The organism is Niastella koreensis GR20-10 (assembly GCF_000246855.1).
Taxonomy (GTDB): Bacteria; Bacteroidota; Bacteroidia; order Chitinophagales; family Chitinophagaceae; genus Niastella; species Niastella koreensis.
The window spans coordinates 1634553-1651190 of the sequence record NC_016609.1 but is presented as its reverse complement, the minus strand read 5'-3'; the positions used below and the strand labels follow the sequence as shown (position 1 = coordinate 1651190).

Sequence of the window (16638 nt, the reverse complement as noted above, 5' to 3'; positions counted from 1 at the left end):
TTTTTGATTAGGCTTAGAAGGTTAAGTTCAAACCAACAACAATACTTTTTGACCGGGGATATGCAGAGTCGTCATAACCACCTTTTTTGGTGGGTTTATCCGTATTGTTCACCTCCGGGTCATAGCCGCTGTACCTGGTAAATGTGTGAAGGTTGTTCAGGGTACCATAAAACCTGGCGTTCGCGATGCCTGCTTTTTTCAACAGGCTATGCGGTAAGGTATAACCCAGGGTTATGGTATTCAACCGCAGGAATGAACCATCTTCCAGGAAATAATCAATAGCAGGATCGCTGATGGATTTGCTGTTGTCCGAATGCAGGCTCCAGATCTGTTTTTTAGAATATTGATTGGGGTTCAACTCGGCCAGGCGCGCCAGATCCGTTGTTTCCTTTCCGGTAACAGGATCTATAAGCCGGAAACGGTTTGTCATGGCAGTGAACGTATTTTCATTTGGCAGATAGGGACCGTAGAAACGACGGGCATTGGCATTGAACACTTTATTACCACCGGTAAAGTTCATGAAAACACTCAGATCGAAACCTTTGTAAGCAAAGTTGTTGGTAATGCCACCGGTAAAGTTAGGCTCGCCATTACCCATTGGCACTCTGTCGTTGGTGCTGAAGACCGGGTTGTTCTTTGCATCCATTTCACCAATGGCAGAAGCGAATTTTATATCACCTGGTTTTACATTGGCCACATTACCACCCTTCAGTCTGATAACACCGTCTTTTAATGAATAGGTGCCGTTTGCATTCTGATTAAAATCATCGGTAGTGTATACACCATCGTATTTATATCCGTAAAACTGTCCTAAACGCTGGCCTACCTTAACAATGAAATTACCATCAATGAGCTGATTGTTTGCAACCGTATTGCCATACAACGCCAGCACTTTTGAGCGGTTGAAGGAGATATTAAAACCGGTTGTCCATCTGAATTCTTTGGTGTTGATGTTTGTGGTATTCAACACAAATTCAAACCCTCTGTTGCGTACAGAACCGATGTTCTGGAACTGCGTAGAGTAACCTGTAGAAGTTGGGATCTGATTTTCGAGTAACAGGTTATTCGATTGCTGGTTATAAAAATCTGCTGAAAGGCTTATCCTGTTTTTCAGCACCGCCAGGTCCAGACCAACGTTAAAGGAATTTGTTTTTTCCCATCTCAGGTCAGTATTGGCCAGCTTACTACTGGGCGTTAAAGTACTTACCTGTTGGTTGTTGATAGCATACACCACCGTACTGCCGTATGCGGTAACATACATATAATCGTCGATGTTACTGTTACCGGTGGTACCATAGCCCACGCGTAATTTCAACTGGTCGAAGATGTGATTATCCTTCATGAACTCTTCTTCCGAAATGCGCCAGGCTGCAGACATAGAAGGCAGCATGCCCCATTGTTTGCCGGGTGCAAACCGCGATACACCATCGCCACGCAACGTAGCCGTCAACAGGTAGCGGTCGGCATAGCTGTACATTACACGGCCAAAGAACGATGCCAGAGCAAACTGGCTGGTGCCGGAAGCCCGGGAATAGTTTGTTTTTGCCATGGCCACATTGTTCAACCCAAAGTTGGCAGCAGGAAAATCTGAATAGGTATTATCCAGTTTCATGCTTTCGCTAAAATATACTTCCTGTCCGGCCATCACATTCAGATTGTGCTCACCGAAATACTTTTTCCAGTTCAGGGTATTGGTTACCTGCCAGCTCTGGTTTTCACTGTTGTTCCGGTGGCCCCAGGGCCCGTTATAGGTTTGCGAAGTTTTTGTACGGCCATCGTCCCATAAATCGTCGCGTGTTTGTTGCCACATAAACGTACCCTGGGTACGCCAGGTGAGGTTTTTCAGAACGTCTACCTCTATCCCGGCATTGGTGGTATACTGACGGGTATATTTTGTTTGGGTAACCGCATCGTTGGTGATGATGGGGTTGTAGATATCGTATTGCGAATCGTCGCTCTGCATCTGCAAACTGATATCTGTATTCAGCAGTTGATCGTTGGAAAAACGTACGCCACCGGTTGGCGGTTGCAGCAGGCTCAGTTTCAATTGTCCGGCAAGCGAACCATCGCCGCGCAACTGCATATTATTATAATTGGTATTGAAGTCTACCCGAACGCGGTCATTGATCTTGTGGTTCAACTTAAAGCGCACATTCTCTTTCTGAAAACCGTGATGGCTTATAAGCCCATTCTGACCGGTGAAGCTTCCGTTAAGCAGGTATTTGGTACGGTCGTTGCCACCGCTTACAGAGAGGCTGTGGTTTTGCAACCTGGCCGTACCGCCAAACATCGCATCCTGCCAGTTGATACCGGGTACGCCACCATAGGTATCATGGGTACGTTGGGAGGCGCCGGTATAAAAATTAGGATCGGTTATGCTATCGCCAAAGTTCTTCGCCCATTTATCGGGTTTACCAGCCAGGATCTGAAATTCATACTGGTAATCGGCATACTGCTCAGGGTTCATCATATCGAGCTGTTTGGCCAGCTTTTCAAAACTCTGGTACCCGTTGTAGGTGATCTGCGTTTTGCCGCTTTTGCCCGATTTTGTCGTTATCAGGATTACCCCGTTGGAGCCGCGGGCGCCATAAATGGCGGTTGCCGACGCGTCTTTCATTACATCGATGGTTTCAATGTCGTTCATATCGATATTTTTCAACCCATCGTCCATTTGAAACCCATCCACAATATACAGGGGCTTATTACCCTGGGTAATGGAGGTACCACCACGTACCACAATATTAATGTCGGCCCCGGGCGCACCGCTTTGCGTAACCACGTTTACTCCGGCAATCTTACCGGTGATGGCCTGCGCAGCCGAGGTTACGGGGATCTTCGAGATCTCCGCCCCGCTTACCGAAGCCGTGGCGCCGGTAAGGTCTTTCTTCCGGGCCGTACCATAACCAATCACCACTATTTCATCCATCGACTTATCCTGCATGTCCAGGGTGATATGGAATGTAGTGCTGTTACCCACCTGAACGGTGCGGGTACCATAGCCAACTGAAGAAATAGTAAGGGTCGATTTTTTGTCGGGAACTGTGAGGGAGAATTTTCCATTCTTGTCAGTACGGGTACCGGTGTTCGTTCCGGTGACTGTCACATTCGCTCCTTCCAATGGTCCTGCTTTGTCTTCCACAGTACCTGAAACAGGGATTCCATTTTGAGCGAAACTTGCCTGCCAAACCAATATGGCGGCAACCAATAGCATCAGTTTAAAGGCAATCGTTTTTTCCTTGTGCATGGCAGTTTACTATTTTGGTTTCTAACAGAGAGATTGCTACAAACGTAATTATTAGCCATTGCGAAGGGGTTCCGGTTTGTGCAGAAATGGTTTGAATACGTACAGGTATCAAAAAAAGATTATTGATATGCAATTAGTTAGGGGGACAATGTGATGCATTCTTGATTTTTAGGGAGCGAGGGGCCGAGGCATAAAGGCATAGAAGCTGCATAAAGACAAAGGGAACGGTCTACACTTTCAGCTCATTTGACTATGTACCTCTTTATGGACGTTCAGCTTACAGCAGGTTTTCCTCGTTGCCTTTATGCCTTTATGCCTCGTTGCCTTGCTACTTTGACTTAATATAATCCGAAGGAGAAACATGGTATTTTTCCTTAAATACAGTACTGAAGTACTTGGGATTGCTGAAGCCGGTAAGATAGGCCACCTCGGAGATATTGTGACCGCCCGCATCGAGGTATTGTTTGGCGCGTTGCAGGCGCATGTCGCGTACAAATTCCATTGGGGTTAAGGTGGTGAGACTCTTGAATTTCTTATAAAAATTAGTGCGGCTTAAGGCCATGGTTTCAGCCACGCTGTCAATATTAAAGTCGGGATCTTCCATTTTTGATTCCACTACCCTGATCACATCTTTCAGGAAAGTTTCGTCTTTGGAAGTGATTACTACCGGTTCGGGACTAAGGTCAACGGCTTTCTTTTTTTCCACCAAAGCTTCAAATAATTTCTTTCGCTGCTGCAACAGGTTATCGATACTGGCGATCAAAAATTCGTTGTTGAATGGTTTGGTGATGTAGTGATCGGCGCCATAGCGCAGCCCCTCTATCTGGCTTTCGATGGAATATTTCGCTGATAACAATACCACCGGAATATGGCTGGTGTTCACGTCGTTCTTAACCCTGTCAAGCATTTGAAGACCATCCATTTTCGGCATCATGATATCGCTCACGATCAGATCAGGGATCAGTTCAAGGGCTTTTTGCAACCCTTCCTCCCCATCCCGGGCAGTCTTTACCCGGTAATGCTCGCCCAGTTGGGTTTTGATAAAATTGCGCAGCTCGTCATTGTCTTCTACCAGTAATACCAGCGGCGCTTCGGGGTTTTGGCTGGAACCGTTGCCCGCAATTTGCGACAGCAGTTGTTGTTCGATTGGTTTTCCAATTACAGGTGTTGTTTGCGGCTGTTCCACAAACGACGCTTCCTGCTGTTTGTAATATTCTGCACCGGATTGCAGTTGTACCGTAACCGTTAATCCGCCCTCGGCATTATTTTCCGCCCAAATGGCGCCGCCATGCAATGCTACAAACTCGCGCGAAAGCGCCAGGCCAATGCCCGTGCCTTTCAATTCCCGGCCATTTGTATGCTCCCCTTCCTGGAACAGGTCAAAGATCTGTTCCAGTTTATTGTTGGGTACGCCCGGCCCCTGGTCGTGCACCGCAATAGTAAAACTTTGCGTGGCAGGGTTGCTCTTAATAAATATTTTGATCGATTTGTCCTCAGGGGTGAACTTGATGGCATTGCCTACCAGGTTATAGATCACCACATCCAGTTTTTCCGCATCCACCCAGGCAATGCATTCCTTCTGGTCAGGCACCACTTCCAGGTGTATGCGTTTGCTTCGGGCTGCTTCGGTAAAATGCCCGGTAATTTTTTTAACAAAGGTCACTACTTCCAGCCTGGAGATGCGCAGGCTGGCTTTTTCGCTTTGCACTTTTCGCAGATCGAGCAGTTGATTTATAAAGCGTACCATGCGGCTGGCATTCTTGCGGGCCACATCTATATAACCACTCATTTCAGGTGATAACTCACCTTTCTTTGCTACCTGTTCCAGTGGGTTTACAATTAAGGTAAGCGGCGTTCGCAGTTCGTGCGAAACGTTGGTGAAGAAATGCATCTTCAACGCCGCCAGTTTTTGTTCTACCGCTATCTTATGCCGCAGCCTGATCATGGCCAGGGTGTACCGGCGGATAAAAAACAATATTACCCCAATAACCAATGCATACAACAGGTACGCCCACCATGTTTTCCATGGTGGCGGCATAATGGTAATGGCCAGTTGTTTATAGGGTTGATTGGAATACAGGTCATGGCTAAGGCTCTTTACTTCGAATACGTAATTGCCGGGCGGCAGATTGGTATAAGTAGCTTTTCTTACCTGCCAGTCGTTGTGCCAGGTACTGTCGAACCCCAGCAGGCGATAAGCAAAACCCTGCCGGTCGCCGCTGCCCCGGGGATCGAGGAGTGCGTAATAAATGCTGATGATATCCTGGTTGTATTGTAGGTTTATTTGCGAAACATAATTGATATCTGTTGCCAGCAGCTGGGTGTTTGCTTTGGGTCCGGCATCTTCATTATTGATTTGTAAACCGGTAAAAGCAATGTTCGCTTTTATGCGGCTGGTGTTGATCTGATCGGGATTAAAAGATAAATAACCGGTAACGGTACCAAAAATGAGTTGTTTGTTCGCAGGCGCTTTTGTTACGGAGGCTTCGGAAAAAGTTATCTTAGGCGGCAAGGCATCGTAGCTGTCAAAGTTCCGGAACACCCGGGTTTCGGGATTAAACTTCGATAACCCGTTTTCTGTCGCCAGCCATAAATTGCCCTCGCTGTCTTCGGCACAACTGAGTATGTAATCGTTTGGCAATCCATCTTTGGTGGTATAATTCCTGAAGCGCAACGTCTCGAAGGGTTTATCACCAATAACTTCACAAAAACCACCGCCGCTGGTGGCGAGCCACATCCTGTTCTTTCTATCACGGTAAACAAACAGGATATCATTATTGCCCAGGCTTTCCTTATTACCGGGAATGGTACTGTAGGTTTTGTATTTATAAACAGCGGAATGCTGGTCGTTGGCATCCAGCACCAGCAAACCGGTTGTGGTGCCTAACCAGATATTGCCAGCTGCATCGAGGCACATGGTTCGGATATTCTGAAACGCACCCTTTGGATAATTTTGAAAAGCATTGCCGCTGTGAATGCACCTGGTGCCGCCGGGGTTCTGTTCTATCAATGCCAATCCATTGTCGAGAGAACCGACCCAGATGCGGTCCTGTTTATCTTCCAGCAACGCATAGATCTGGTTAAACGGTAAACTATCGGTAATTTCTTTATGCCGTTGAAAATGACTCAACCGGTATTTTGTTTGTTCATTGTTTACCGGCGTGGCTTTATATAAACCGTTGCCTTTGGTACCTAACCAGATATTTCCTTTGCTATCCTGCAAAATGGCATATACCCCTACTACCCCACCGGCAGGTTCATTTTCAAACAGTCCTTTTATGGGGATATTATTTTTAAACACGGATACTCCGCTCATCTTTGTTCCCAACCATAACCGCCCCTGCTGATCGTTGTACATCACCCGCACTTCATTGCCTGAACGCGCAGATTCCTGGTCAACTAAATGCTGTTGTTCAAAATCATTGTCCTGGATAATTATTTTAACCAGTCCGCCTTCCTTTGTGGTGAGCCAGAGAATGCCGGCGCTGTCGTAATAATGTCCTATTATGTTTGCCGGTAACTGGTAATTGGCGCCTTCGGGTGTTTGTAAATTATTCTCCAGTGATTTACTGCCGGGTTTATAATAACCAAAACCCCGCCCCTTCATGCTTACCCAAACGGTTCCTTTATAATCTTCCAGCACCCAGAAGTACCGGTTGTTATTATCGCTCAGGATAGTGCCGGTGTTTACCGAGAATAACTGGAATGACCGGGTCGACGGATCAAAGCGAAGCGCCCCCATTTTTTCGGGTTCTATCCATAACCCACCGGTTTTATCTTCATACAATGTAGAAAGACTTTCTTTTGTTGCGTAGTTAGCGGTGGCAATTCGCTGATCGCCGAGGCTTATCATTACGATTTCACCCAGCGAAGTACTGGCATACAATACATCGCTTTTGGCTGAACGCAGCAAGGCGTTGATGCGGCCGGTGGCCACCTTTCGCTGGGTAAATGATTTGGAGCGCTTTTCAAAAGTGATTAATTGTCCGTCTGACAGGCCAAAGAACACATGATCGGTATCCTCTTCAATGGCCGTGAGATCATCGCCGGATAGTCTGAACCGGGATAATTGCGATAAGTATGCATAGGATGACCGGGAAAGACGGGATATCAGGGATGGATTAGATATTGATTCATGGAATATTGATGGGCGGGATGCCTGAGATACACGAAAAATTCCATCATTCTTGGTTTGGAGCCATACATAGCCGTCAGCCGCCTGCAGAATGTTATTGAATTCAATTTTGTGATCTGATTTCAACAAGGTTGACAGCGGCAGGAATTGCTCTGTTTTTTTGTCGAAGCGATACACCTGGTAGTCGTAAGCCTGCACCCATAAATGACCGTTCTGATCTTCTACTATCCGGGCAATGCGGCTGTTACCCAATTGATATTTTTCTTCGGGTGATGATTTAAAGGAAACAAAGGTACGGCCATCGAAGCGGTTGATGCCATCCCAGGTGCCAAACCACATAAAGCCTTCCTGGTCTTTCATCATACAATTTACCCGCCGGTGCGAAAGCCCCTGCTCGGTAGCATAATGTTCTATCTTGTATTTTGGCTGCGCATGAAGGATTTCGGCAAACAAGCAAAAAAATAAAACGTACAAAAGACGTTTACCAGCAATCCCGCGATATATATCACCCAAATTCATTTCAATTGTGTAACCAAAAGAAATGAAAAAAGGTGTATTAAACAAGAATTGCCCCTATTAGTTTCTTCCTGTTGTGACCAGTTGATTTACATATTCTTCCAAAGGCGTATAGCCATTGCTTTTTACCTGCATGGCGTCTTTGGGGTCTTTGGAATTTAACTGATTCGCGGTTTCCCATTTATCGGGAATGCCATCGCCATCTGAATCGGACTCCCCTTTGGCTTCAACCATCTCACCCTGACCGCCGGCATCCACCTCTGTTTTAAATATTTTCCCTGCTGCGCCCAGGGAATTCAGGTAGCCAATGAGGCGTTGGTCAATGGCATCGCGGTGTAAAGAAGCGCCAGCCTGGTTCATCACAGTTTTGAAAGCCGCCTCCGCACTTTCTGTAGTTACGGTATGGGAAGGCAGGTTTTGTTTTTTGGTAACGAGCGTCGCCTTTTCATGTACAAAATCGGTATCTATTACAGCCCGGCCGTTTAATACCCCGTCTTTGTTATCATCTACAATATTGCCGCTGTGGTATACATGGTCGGTAGCGGTGAACATACCAATGAAATTACCTTTGGTGTTAGGCCCGGCAATAAAGTAGTTATTGATCACATCCTGGAAATGATCCGCTTCGGAGTGGCCACCCACCAGGCCGCTTACGCCCCAATTGTACACCACGTTGTTGATGTATTCAATGGCTGCCTTTGCCTTGGGATTGCGGCTTTGGCAATCGATCCAAAGACAATGATGAATGGTGATGTTGGTGGGATGTTCGAATAAAGCGCCAAACCGTTGTGGGTCTATGGGTTCTCCAATAAGACAATACTGAAGGGTTACGTTGCTGCTGTTCTTGATATGCAGGTTGTCCCACCGGCCCCACTCAATGGAAACATGGTCGAGGATCACATTTTTTATACTGTCGATGTTTACGGTGCAGGCGCCGCGATCCATATTGATACTGCCGCGGAACCGCATGTACCGGACAATGGTATTTTCGGCAAGCGAAATGCCGTTGCCATACACCACCACGCCCTCGCCGGGAGCAGTTTGTCCTGCAATGGTGAGATTGGCTGCAGCCTTTATTTTAGCACTGATGTGTATAACGCCCGAAACGTCAAACACGACAGTGCGGTTGGGCGCGCTCACTGCTTCGCGAAAGGTTCCCGCCCCTGAATCGGCCAAACTGGTAACATGATATACGGTTCCACTGCGGCCACCGGTAGCCTGGCTCCCGAACCCTGATGCACCCGGGAACGCCACCGGCTGGGCAAATAGCTCGTTAGCAAAAAAGGCGGCAATGACAAGCAATCCTATAATAATTTTCATACTGTTTTATTCATTAGTTTTTCGCCATAGTGGATTTTGTTTCAGGCGCCGGCATAACCTTACCGTTCACCTTTACATTTTTAAACCGCAGGTTTTGTACGTTGGTCAGGTGGAAGTCGGTCGTTTTTAGGTCCACATCTACATTTTCAACTAAAATATCGCTGATGGTTGACTGGTTATGACCGGTGATCTCGCCCAATGAACTGCCTTTGCCATGTACATGAGAGATCCTGATGTTTCGCACAACAGCTTTGGGCGGCGCCTGGCCTTTCAGATCGAAGAATTGCGTCCAGGGCGACACCTTGAAAATAGCACCCCCGTCAACCAGGGTTATCTCGTCCATGGTTATGTTCTCATACAATTGCGGCGTATCGGGCCTAAGCTTCAACCGCAACAACGTGGGGCGAAGTGTAGTGCAGCGTTGAATGGTTACATTGCGAACGATGGTGGCTTCACTGCCAAACGTTACAATGCCCCCACCCGCTTCAAAAATGCAATCACTGATCTCGATATTTTCTACCGGCCGGCTGCTCTGGTCCTGCATGGCAAATGGCCCTTTTGAACCTTTTAATGCAATGCAATCATCGCCCACAGAAAAAAAGCTATGACGAATAAAAATGCGCTGTGAACAATCAACATCGATGCCATCCGAACTGGGCGCCTGGTGATATGGCTTGGGACCCGATGGCGCATGGAAACGGCAATAGTCAACGGTTACATCCTGGCAGGCATACAAATGCAGATTCCAGAAACCGGAATTCAAAAAAGTAATGCCGCTTATCAGTACATCTTTTGAATGCTGAATAAAAGTAAGCCGCGGCCGTTCAACGTTCAGGTTGGTCGTTTTGTTATCAGCATCACGCCGGGCATAGAACTCTTTCCAGAAAGGTTCGCCGCTTCCGTCTAAAATGCCGGAACCTGTGATGCGCACATGTTCCAGGCTATCGCCGTTTATCAACGCTACCCGCCAGGGTTCAAAATGTCCTTCTATCCGGGTGTTTAGTTTTGGATAATCATCAATATTTGTCGATCCTTTCAGCACCGCTCCTTCCTGCAATTCCAGGTTAACCCCGCGCTTCAGGAACAGCGCGCCACTAACAAACACCCCTTTGGGAATAACAACCGTCCCTCCTCCCTTTTGGGCGCACCCGTCAATCACCAACTGGATCTTTTGTGTATTGAGCGTTTTACCATCGCCCTGGGCGCCCTGTTCAGCAATGTTATAGCGTGCAGTATTTGCATTGCCTGTTTGGGCAACACCCCTGGTGAGCAGGATACAACCACAAACAAACAGAACAACGATTCGTATTCTCATATTCGATGAATGAGGTGTAAACCTATTGTTTAGTGGTTACGAAAAGGTTTCTGTTTGTACAGAAATGGTTTGAATAAGTACAGTTACAAAAATTTACAAATTGAGGAACAGTCATTTATGTAAAAGCTCCGGCGAGACCACCGGGGCTTTACTGCTAATATAACTATGTTAGTAGTGAGTAGTGAGTAGTGAGTGGGTTACCGACATTACAAGACTCTTGAAAAATAGCGAGCCATACTCACTACTGACTACTCACTACTCACTATCAGAATCCGGGATTTTGTTGCGATTGTTTTTCATCGGCCGACAATGCCTTACCGTTTAACTGGATACCGTCGAGGTATGTTTGCGGAATTGGCCGCAGCACGTGAATGTCCCTGATGTTAGGCGCTGCCTGAGTATTAAATGCTTTTACCCTCGATACCAGTGTTTTTGTTCTCGACAGGTCTTCCCAGCGTTTGTATTCACCTACCAGTTCTCTTGAACGTTCGTCCAGCACCAGCGCCATCATTCTGTCATAATCACCGGTTAATCCCAACCTGGAGATCACATATTCATCACCAGCTGGCAGGGCATTGATATTTGTAATAGCCAGGCTGTTGGAAGCAGCCGTGGTAACCGCGATATTATTCGACTCGTAATAGGAGTTCTCCGCGATGAAGGAATTGATGGCAGGGCTTTGACCGGATGTTCCCTGCGCATTACCGCCATCATAATAAGCGGAACGATCTTCCCCGGATACATATTGGGCGCGGGCCCTCACCGGGTTAATATAAGTCAGAGCATCGGTATACGCGCCGGTCCCCAGCTTTGCCAGCCTCACCTTGGCTTCAGCCGCCATGAGGTAAGTTTCTGCGGAGCGGGCCAGGTTCATGTCCCGTAAACCCCGGGTTTCATTCAATGCTATCCTTGACCCATCCAAATGTTTGCTTAAAGAAGGGAACCGCACGTCAACCAACATGGCGCCATCGGTATTTACTCCGGTAGGAAAGGCAACATATACGTTCGGAATGGTTTTACCTGTTTTACTATACGTAACCACATCGTTCAGCTTGTATGCAGAAAAGCGGTTATCGCCAGGCTGATTGATGACAAACATAATGCCCAGATCGCCGTTTACATAGTAAGAACCGGCAGATTTATTCAACCGCCATTTTGTTCTGAAGCTTTTCCAGAACCGGGAGTCATTAACCTGGTCATAGATCCTGAACATATAATAATTGGTGCGCAAACGGCTGAATGGCCGGTCGCCGGTAATATCACGTTGCATTTGGGAAATATCGTCGTAACGGGATCCCCAGTACAGGTGCTGGGTATTGGCGCCGTTGGTAGAAACATCGGCCGTGAATTGCGCCGAGAGGATCAGTTCCTGCAGCTTTTCGTTAGCAGCGTCCGGACCGGTATATTTCCAAAGGTCTGCAAACTGGGGCGTGAGCGGATGGTGAGAAATTACTTCGTCACACAAAGGCACAATCGCAGCCAGGTCGGCAGCTTTGTAAGCTGAGTTCCAGGAATCATTGATCTCGCTGGCGCGGAAAAGGTAGGCTTTTGCCAGGTAGTGTGCTGCCGCATCTTTGGTGATCCTTGCGGGCGAACTTCCATTGGACAACAGGTTATAGGCCTGTTTAAAATCATCGATGATCTGTTTGTACACCTCTTCAGGTGTTGCCCGGGTAAATTCCTTTTCAATCGTGGTGCTGGGCTCTGTCTTCAGCGGCACGCCGCCGTATTGTGAAACCAGGTGCAGGTAGCAATATGCCCTGAAGAAATATCCTTCGCCCAACGATTGTTTTTTAATAACATCTGAAGTAGAGGTGCTGGCAGTGGCATTTTTTATCAACAGGTTGGCATCGCCGATGCCGGTATACAAGGTATCCCATTGCACATTGGCTGTTGCCGTATTACCGTTATTAATGGTAACTATCGATTTGTATCCTGCATCGTAGTTGTTCCAGGAACCATTGGAAGGGTCGCCGCCTACCATAAACTCATCCACCCCATAGTTCATTGTACAATAAGCCCACTCAGAAGCAAATGGCAAAGCAAACACCTGGTAATAAGTACCTACTGCCAATGCCTGAATGCCGGCATCGGTTTTAAAATACTCCAGGTTCCTGTCGGTAGTCAATGTCTCGTTCAGGAAATCTTTCTTGCAGGATGCCATCGCAATCAACCCTGCCAGAAGCGATATACTATATATTATTTTCTTTGTGTTCATTGTCTTGTATTTTATCGTTAATGGTTAGGGTTAAAATGCTGCGTTTATACCAAAGGTGATGCCCCTGTTATAGACAGGCGATTGTGTATCCATATCCAACCAGCCGACCTTTGAAAACAGGATTGCCGGGTTCACCACCTGTGCATATACTTTTAAGCTGGAGATCGCATTTGTCTTTAACGCTTTGTGATCGAGCGTATACCCTAACGAGATATTGCGGATCTTGATAAACGAGCCACTCTTATAACCTAATACCACATAGTAAGAATCGCCGCTTCCTTCAGAATAGATAGGCTTTTGGTAATCTGCGTGCATATTATTATCATTCCAATAATTGATCGACCGTTGTGTACCACGGGCAACTTCTGCTTCGCCACCTGTGTTATAGGTATATTTCAACCGGCCATACAGGAAGACGGACAATTCAAAGTTTTTGTAGGTGAAGGTATTGGTCATACCCACAATCCATCTTGGTCTTGAATTGCCAACAAGTACGCGGTCGTGGTTGGCGTCAATAAGGGTATCGCCATTGATATCTTTCGGCCGGGCATTACCAGGTGAAAAATTGGTTTTCCCTTTCGTATTATATGCCCTGTACGTGTTTGAATCGGCAACCTGCCAGATGCCTGCACTCTGGTACCCATAGATCATTCCTATCGACTGGCCAATGAACCAGTTGTTATTGATATCGTCCTGCTTGCCGTTGGAGAGGGAAACGATCTCATCTTTTTGCCAGGAGATACTCATAGTGGTTGTCCAGGTAAAGTCTCTTCTGTTTATATTGACCGTTGTTAAACTCAGGTCCATTCCCTTGTTCCTGGTTTCGCCCACATTGGCAAAGGTGTTTGTATAACCGGTAACAGTGGGGATAGACATCTGCACCAGCAGATCGGTGGTTCTTGATTTATACAGATCCAGGCTACCGAAGACCCTTCTGTTCAGCACGGAGAAGTCGATACCCAGGTTATATTGCGTGGTCTTTTCCCAGCCCAGCGATTGGTTGGCAAAGGTAGCCGGGGGAATACCGCCGGGCGTAATAACGGTTGTGGATGTGGTAAATGGATAAAAGAGCGAGGTGGTAGCACCTTGGGTAGCGTATGGTTTGATGGCCGAGTTACCGGTAGTTCCTACCCCCAACCGCAATTTAAAGTCATTTACCCAGGTGGCGTTTTTCATAAAGTCTTCATTGTTGATGCGCCAGGCAATGGCCATTGAAGGGAACCAGGAATATTTGTGCCCTTCAGCCAGCATGGAGGCGCCATCACGGCGGGCAGAAACAGTTAACAGGTACTTGTCGTTATAACTGTAGTTGATGCGGGCCATCAACGACTGCAACTGGCTTTCGAGCAAACCCGATGCATATCCTGTTAAATTAGCTGCGGGAATATAGTTTTTCGATAACGCATTCCATTTCTGACTGCCAAAAGGAATACCGTTAGCAGAAATATAACTACTGTCACTTGTAAATTTAGTCTGGCTGGCCAGTAAAGTAACTCCAATGTCGTGACGGCCGATGGTCTTATTATAATACACCAGGTTATCGAGGGTATAAGAGAACGTCTGCTGTTTGTTAAGCGAAGCAGAATTGGAGCCGCTGCTGATAACCGAATTGGCATCGATATAAGTGCCATCCCGGTAGTTGGAGTAGTCCGGACCGAAATTCAACCGGTATTTTAAACCCTTTAAAACCGGGAGAATGTTGCCCAGGTCAATCTGTCCGTAAATACTGGCAAAAGCGCGCAGCGTTACCCGTTGGTCCTGGTTTAAATTCCACTCGTTGGCTACATTTTTAAAGGCAATATCGCCACCGGGGTTGTAGATCCGGTTTCCGGCAGAATCATAAGGCATCGCATAAGGAAACAGGGCCCTGGCAGATTCATACAGGCTGTTTGAGGAAGACACGGTGGTAGCACCTATTTTGGATTGCCCGAATTCCTGTTTCATGTACGATACCGTAAGGTTAGTACCGAACTGAAGCCATTTGGTGGCATTCACATCACCATTCACATTAACTGTATACCGGGTATAGCTCTGTCCTTTTGTTGTACCGGTATTATTTAAATAGCCGAATGAAGCGTAGGCTTTTGCTTTCTCACTACCACCACTCACGCTCATATTCAGGTTTTTGGTGATGCCGGTTTGAGTAACCATTCCCCGCCAGTCGGTAGTGGCCACCTTTGAGCCGTCCCAGGTTCCGGAGGCCCAGCCTTTTTGAATATTTGCCCAGGCTGTGGGGTCGCTGGTGGCCAGGAAGATGGTTTTATCATTGGCAATAGTGGGTTGGTCACCACGCGCATAGGTGGCCGGGGCCTGGTAATACCTGGCCCAGCGGCGAAAAGTTATATAATCGGAGGCATTGAACATGTCCTCCCGGTCAATCAGTTTTTCAGATGTTGTACTCAGGTTCAAATTCAGGGAGGTTCTGCCGGCCTTGGCCTGTTTAGTGGTAACTATCACTACCCCATTGGCGCCCCGGGAACCATAAATGGCCGTTGCCGAAGCGTCTTTCAATACATCGATGGACTCAATATCACTGGGGTTGATGTATTCGATCCCTCCTGTCATAAGGGGGATCCCATCAACCACATACAGGGGTGAATTTGAAGCTGTTAATGAACGTACACCCCGGATGTTAATTGTACCTACCGTACCGGGACGTTCTGATGTAGCAATATCAACACCAGCTACTTTACCCTGCATGGCCTGCAGGGCATTATCTACCGGTCTTGACTTAATGTCTTTTTCACCAATACCAGTAACAGCCCCTGTTACATCTTTCTTTTTTACGGCGCCATAACCAATAACCACCACCTGGTCCATCGAGTTATCGGCCGTGCTTAAGGTGATCGTTAACTGTTCCTTGTTTTCAATGGGTACTTCCTTGGTAATAAACCCAACCGAACTAAGAACAAGAATGGATGTGCCGGATGGCGCGTGAAGGGAGAAAGTTCCATCCGCAGCCGTAGTGGTCACTACTTTGCCGCCCTTTACCTGCACAGTAACACCCTGCAGGGGGCTGCCAGCATTGTCTGTAATTTTACCGGTTACGGGGAAATTGGTTTGCGCGAAAGAAAAAATAGCAAAGAGATTCAGAAGCGACATGAGTATGACATGTCGCTTGCAAGCAATCGTTTGTTTCATATTAGCAGTTCGGTTTAATTTTACAAAAGCATTAGTAAGTTATCCTTTCCTGATGCTAAAATCATCCTGAGCCATCCTGTACCATCCTGAAAAGACCGGGCCTTTTCTTATTGGTCATTTTTATCTTGTTTATAAGGGTAAGGCCGTTGAACCGGGGGTTATGCTGCTTATGGAACATTAAAATGTGGGCAGGATTTGCGGGGAGGATTATTTTATTAGGGAAATGATATTTTTTTTACTACTTCCGCTTATTGTTTGGCAACTTCAGCTTTTGGGATGACAGGAATAGTATTTCGGGTGACGCCTTTGCATTGTCTGAGGAGGCAAATAGCACCCAGGAAGTTCAATATAGATTGCCCGATGCGCCAATCTAATTGTGCTGTTCTCCCAATAGGTTGAGCCAGGTTCAAAATTCCTTAGGCGAAGTTGAAAATTACTTGGGCAACCATCATTTTAACTTTTGGAAGCTTCCAGGTGATTTTTTCTAGCCTCGTATCGATTTTTTATAGGGGTCTACAAACTTTTTGTGGCTGCCTGGAAACTTTTGGAAGGCATGAACTAACTTTTGGTCTGATATATATAGCACGGATCACCTAAAATTGAAATAGGCAGTCCCAAAGTAAAATTATTCAGGCTTCAGCAAAAATTGCTGGAGTTCCAAATAGAATTTGCTGCCTTGCACTAAAATTGTGGAGGATAGTTTTTGAATTTGGAAGTATTAAAGTAAAAATGGGAGGCTAGGTGTAGGT

General features: G+C 46.7%; 6 protein-coding genes. All 6 read right to left on the bottom strand.

The features are described 5' to 3' along the window. Window positions 1–13: 13 nt before the first annotated feature. The gene (locus NIAKO_RS06600; RefSeq protein ID WP_014217628.1) at window positions 14–3244 is read right to left on the bottom strand and encodes a SusC/RagA family TonB-linked outer membrane protein; all 3231 of its coding nucleotides are present in this window, start codon (window positions 3242–3244) and stop codon (window positions 14–16) included. A 328-nt stretch (window positions 3245–3572) separates the two neighbouring features. Then, window positions 3573–7832 (bottom strand): hybrid sensor histidine kinase/response regulator transcription factor, encoded by a 4260-nt coding sequence (locus tag NIAKO_RS06595; protein ID WP_165761341.1) that lies wholly within the window; start codon window positions 7830–7832, stop codon window positions 3573–3575. A 123-nt stretch (window positions 7833–7955) separates the two neighbouring features. Next, window positions 7956–9215 (bottom strand): pectate lyase family protein, encoded by a 1260-nt coding sequence (locus NIAKO_RS06590; RefSeq protein WP_014217626.1) that lies wholly within the window; start codon window positions 9213–9215, stop codon window positions 7956–7958. Between the two features lie 13 nt (window positions 9216–9228). Then, complete coding sequence (locus tag NIAKO_RS06585; RefSeq protein ID WP_014217625.1) at window positions 9229–10530, bottom strand: glycoside hydrolase family 28 protein; 1302 nt, start codon at window positions 10528–10530, stop codon at window positions 9229–9231. Between the two features lie 265 nt (window positions 10531–10795). Beyond that, window positions 10796–12748, bottom strand: coding sequence for a RagB/SusD family nutrient uptake outer membrane protein (locus NIAKO_RS06580; protein WP_014217624.1), 1953 nt, complete (start codon window positions 12746–12748; stop codon window positions 10796–10798). Between the two features lie 30 nt (window positions 12749–12778). Then, window positions 12779–15850: a SusC/RagA family TonB-linked outer membrane protein gene (locus tag NIAKO_RS06575; RefSeq protein ID WP_041346426.1), complete on the bottom strand. Its 3072-nt coding sequence runs from the start codon at window positions 15848–15850 to the stop codon at window positions 12779–12781. Window positions 15851–16638: the final 788 nt, after the last annotated feature.

What these genes read in the sequence shown, in the direction of transcription:
- NIAKO_RS06585 (WP_014217625.1), bottom strand. Translation starts at nt 10,530, where the DNA reads ATGAGAATACGAATCGTTGTTCTGTTTGTTTGTGGTTGTATCCTGCTC.
- NIAKO_RS06600 (WP_014217628.1), bottom strand. Translation starts at nt 3,244, where the DNA reads ATGCACAAGGAAAAAACGATTGCCTTTAAACTGATGCTATTGGTTGCC.
- NIAKO_RS06590 (WP_014217626.1), bottom strand. Translation starts at nt 9,215, where the DNA reads ATGAAAATTATTATAGGATTGCTTGTCATTGCCGCCTTTTTTGCTAAC.
- NIAKO_RS06575 (WP_041346426.1), bottom strand. Translation starts at nt 15,850, where the DNA reads ATGTCGCTTCTGAATCTCTTTGCTATTTTTTCTTTCGCGCAAACCAAT.
- NIAKO_RS06580 (WP_014217624.1), bottom strand. Translation starts at nt 12,748, where the DNA reads ATGAACACAAAGAAAATAATATATAGTATATCGCTTCTGGCAGGGTTG.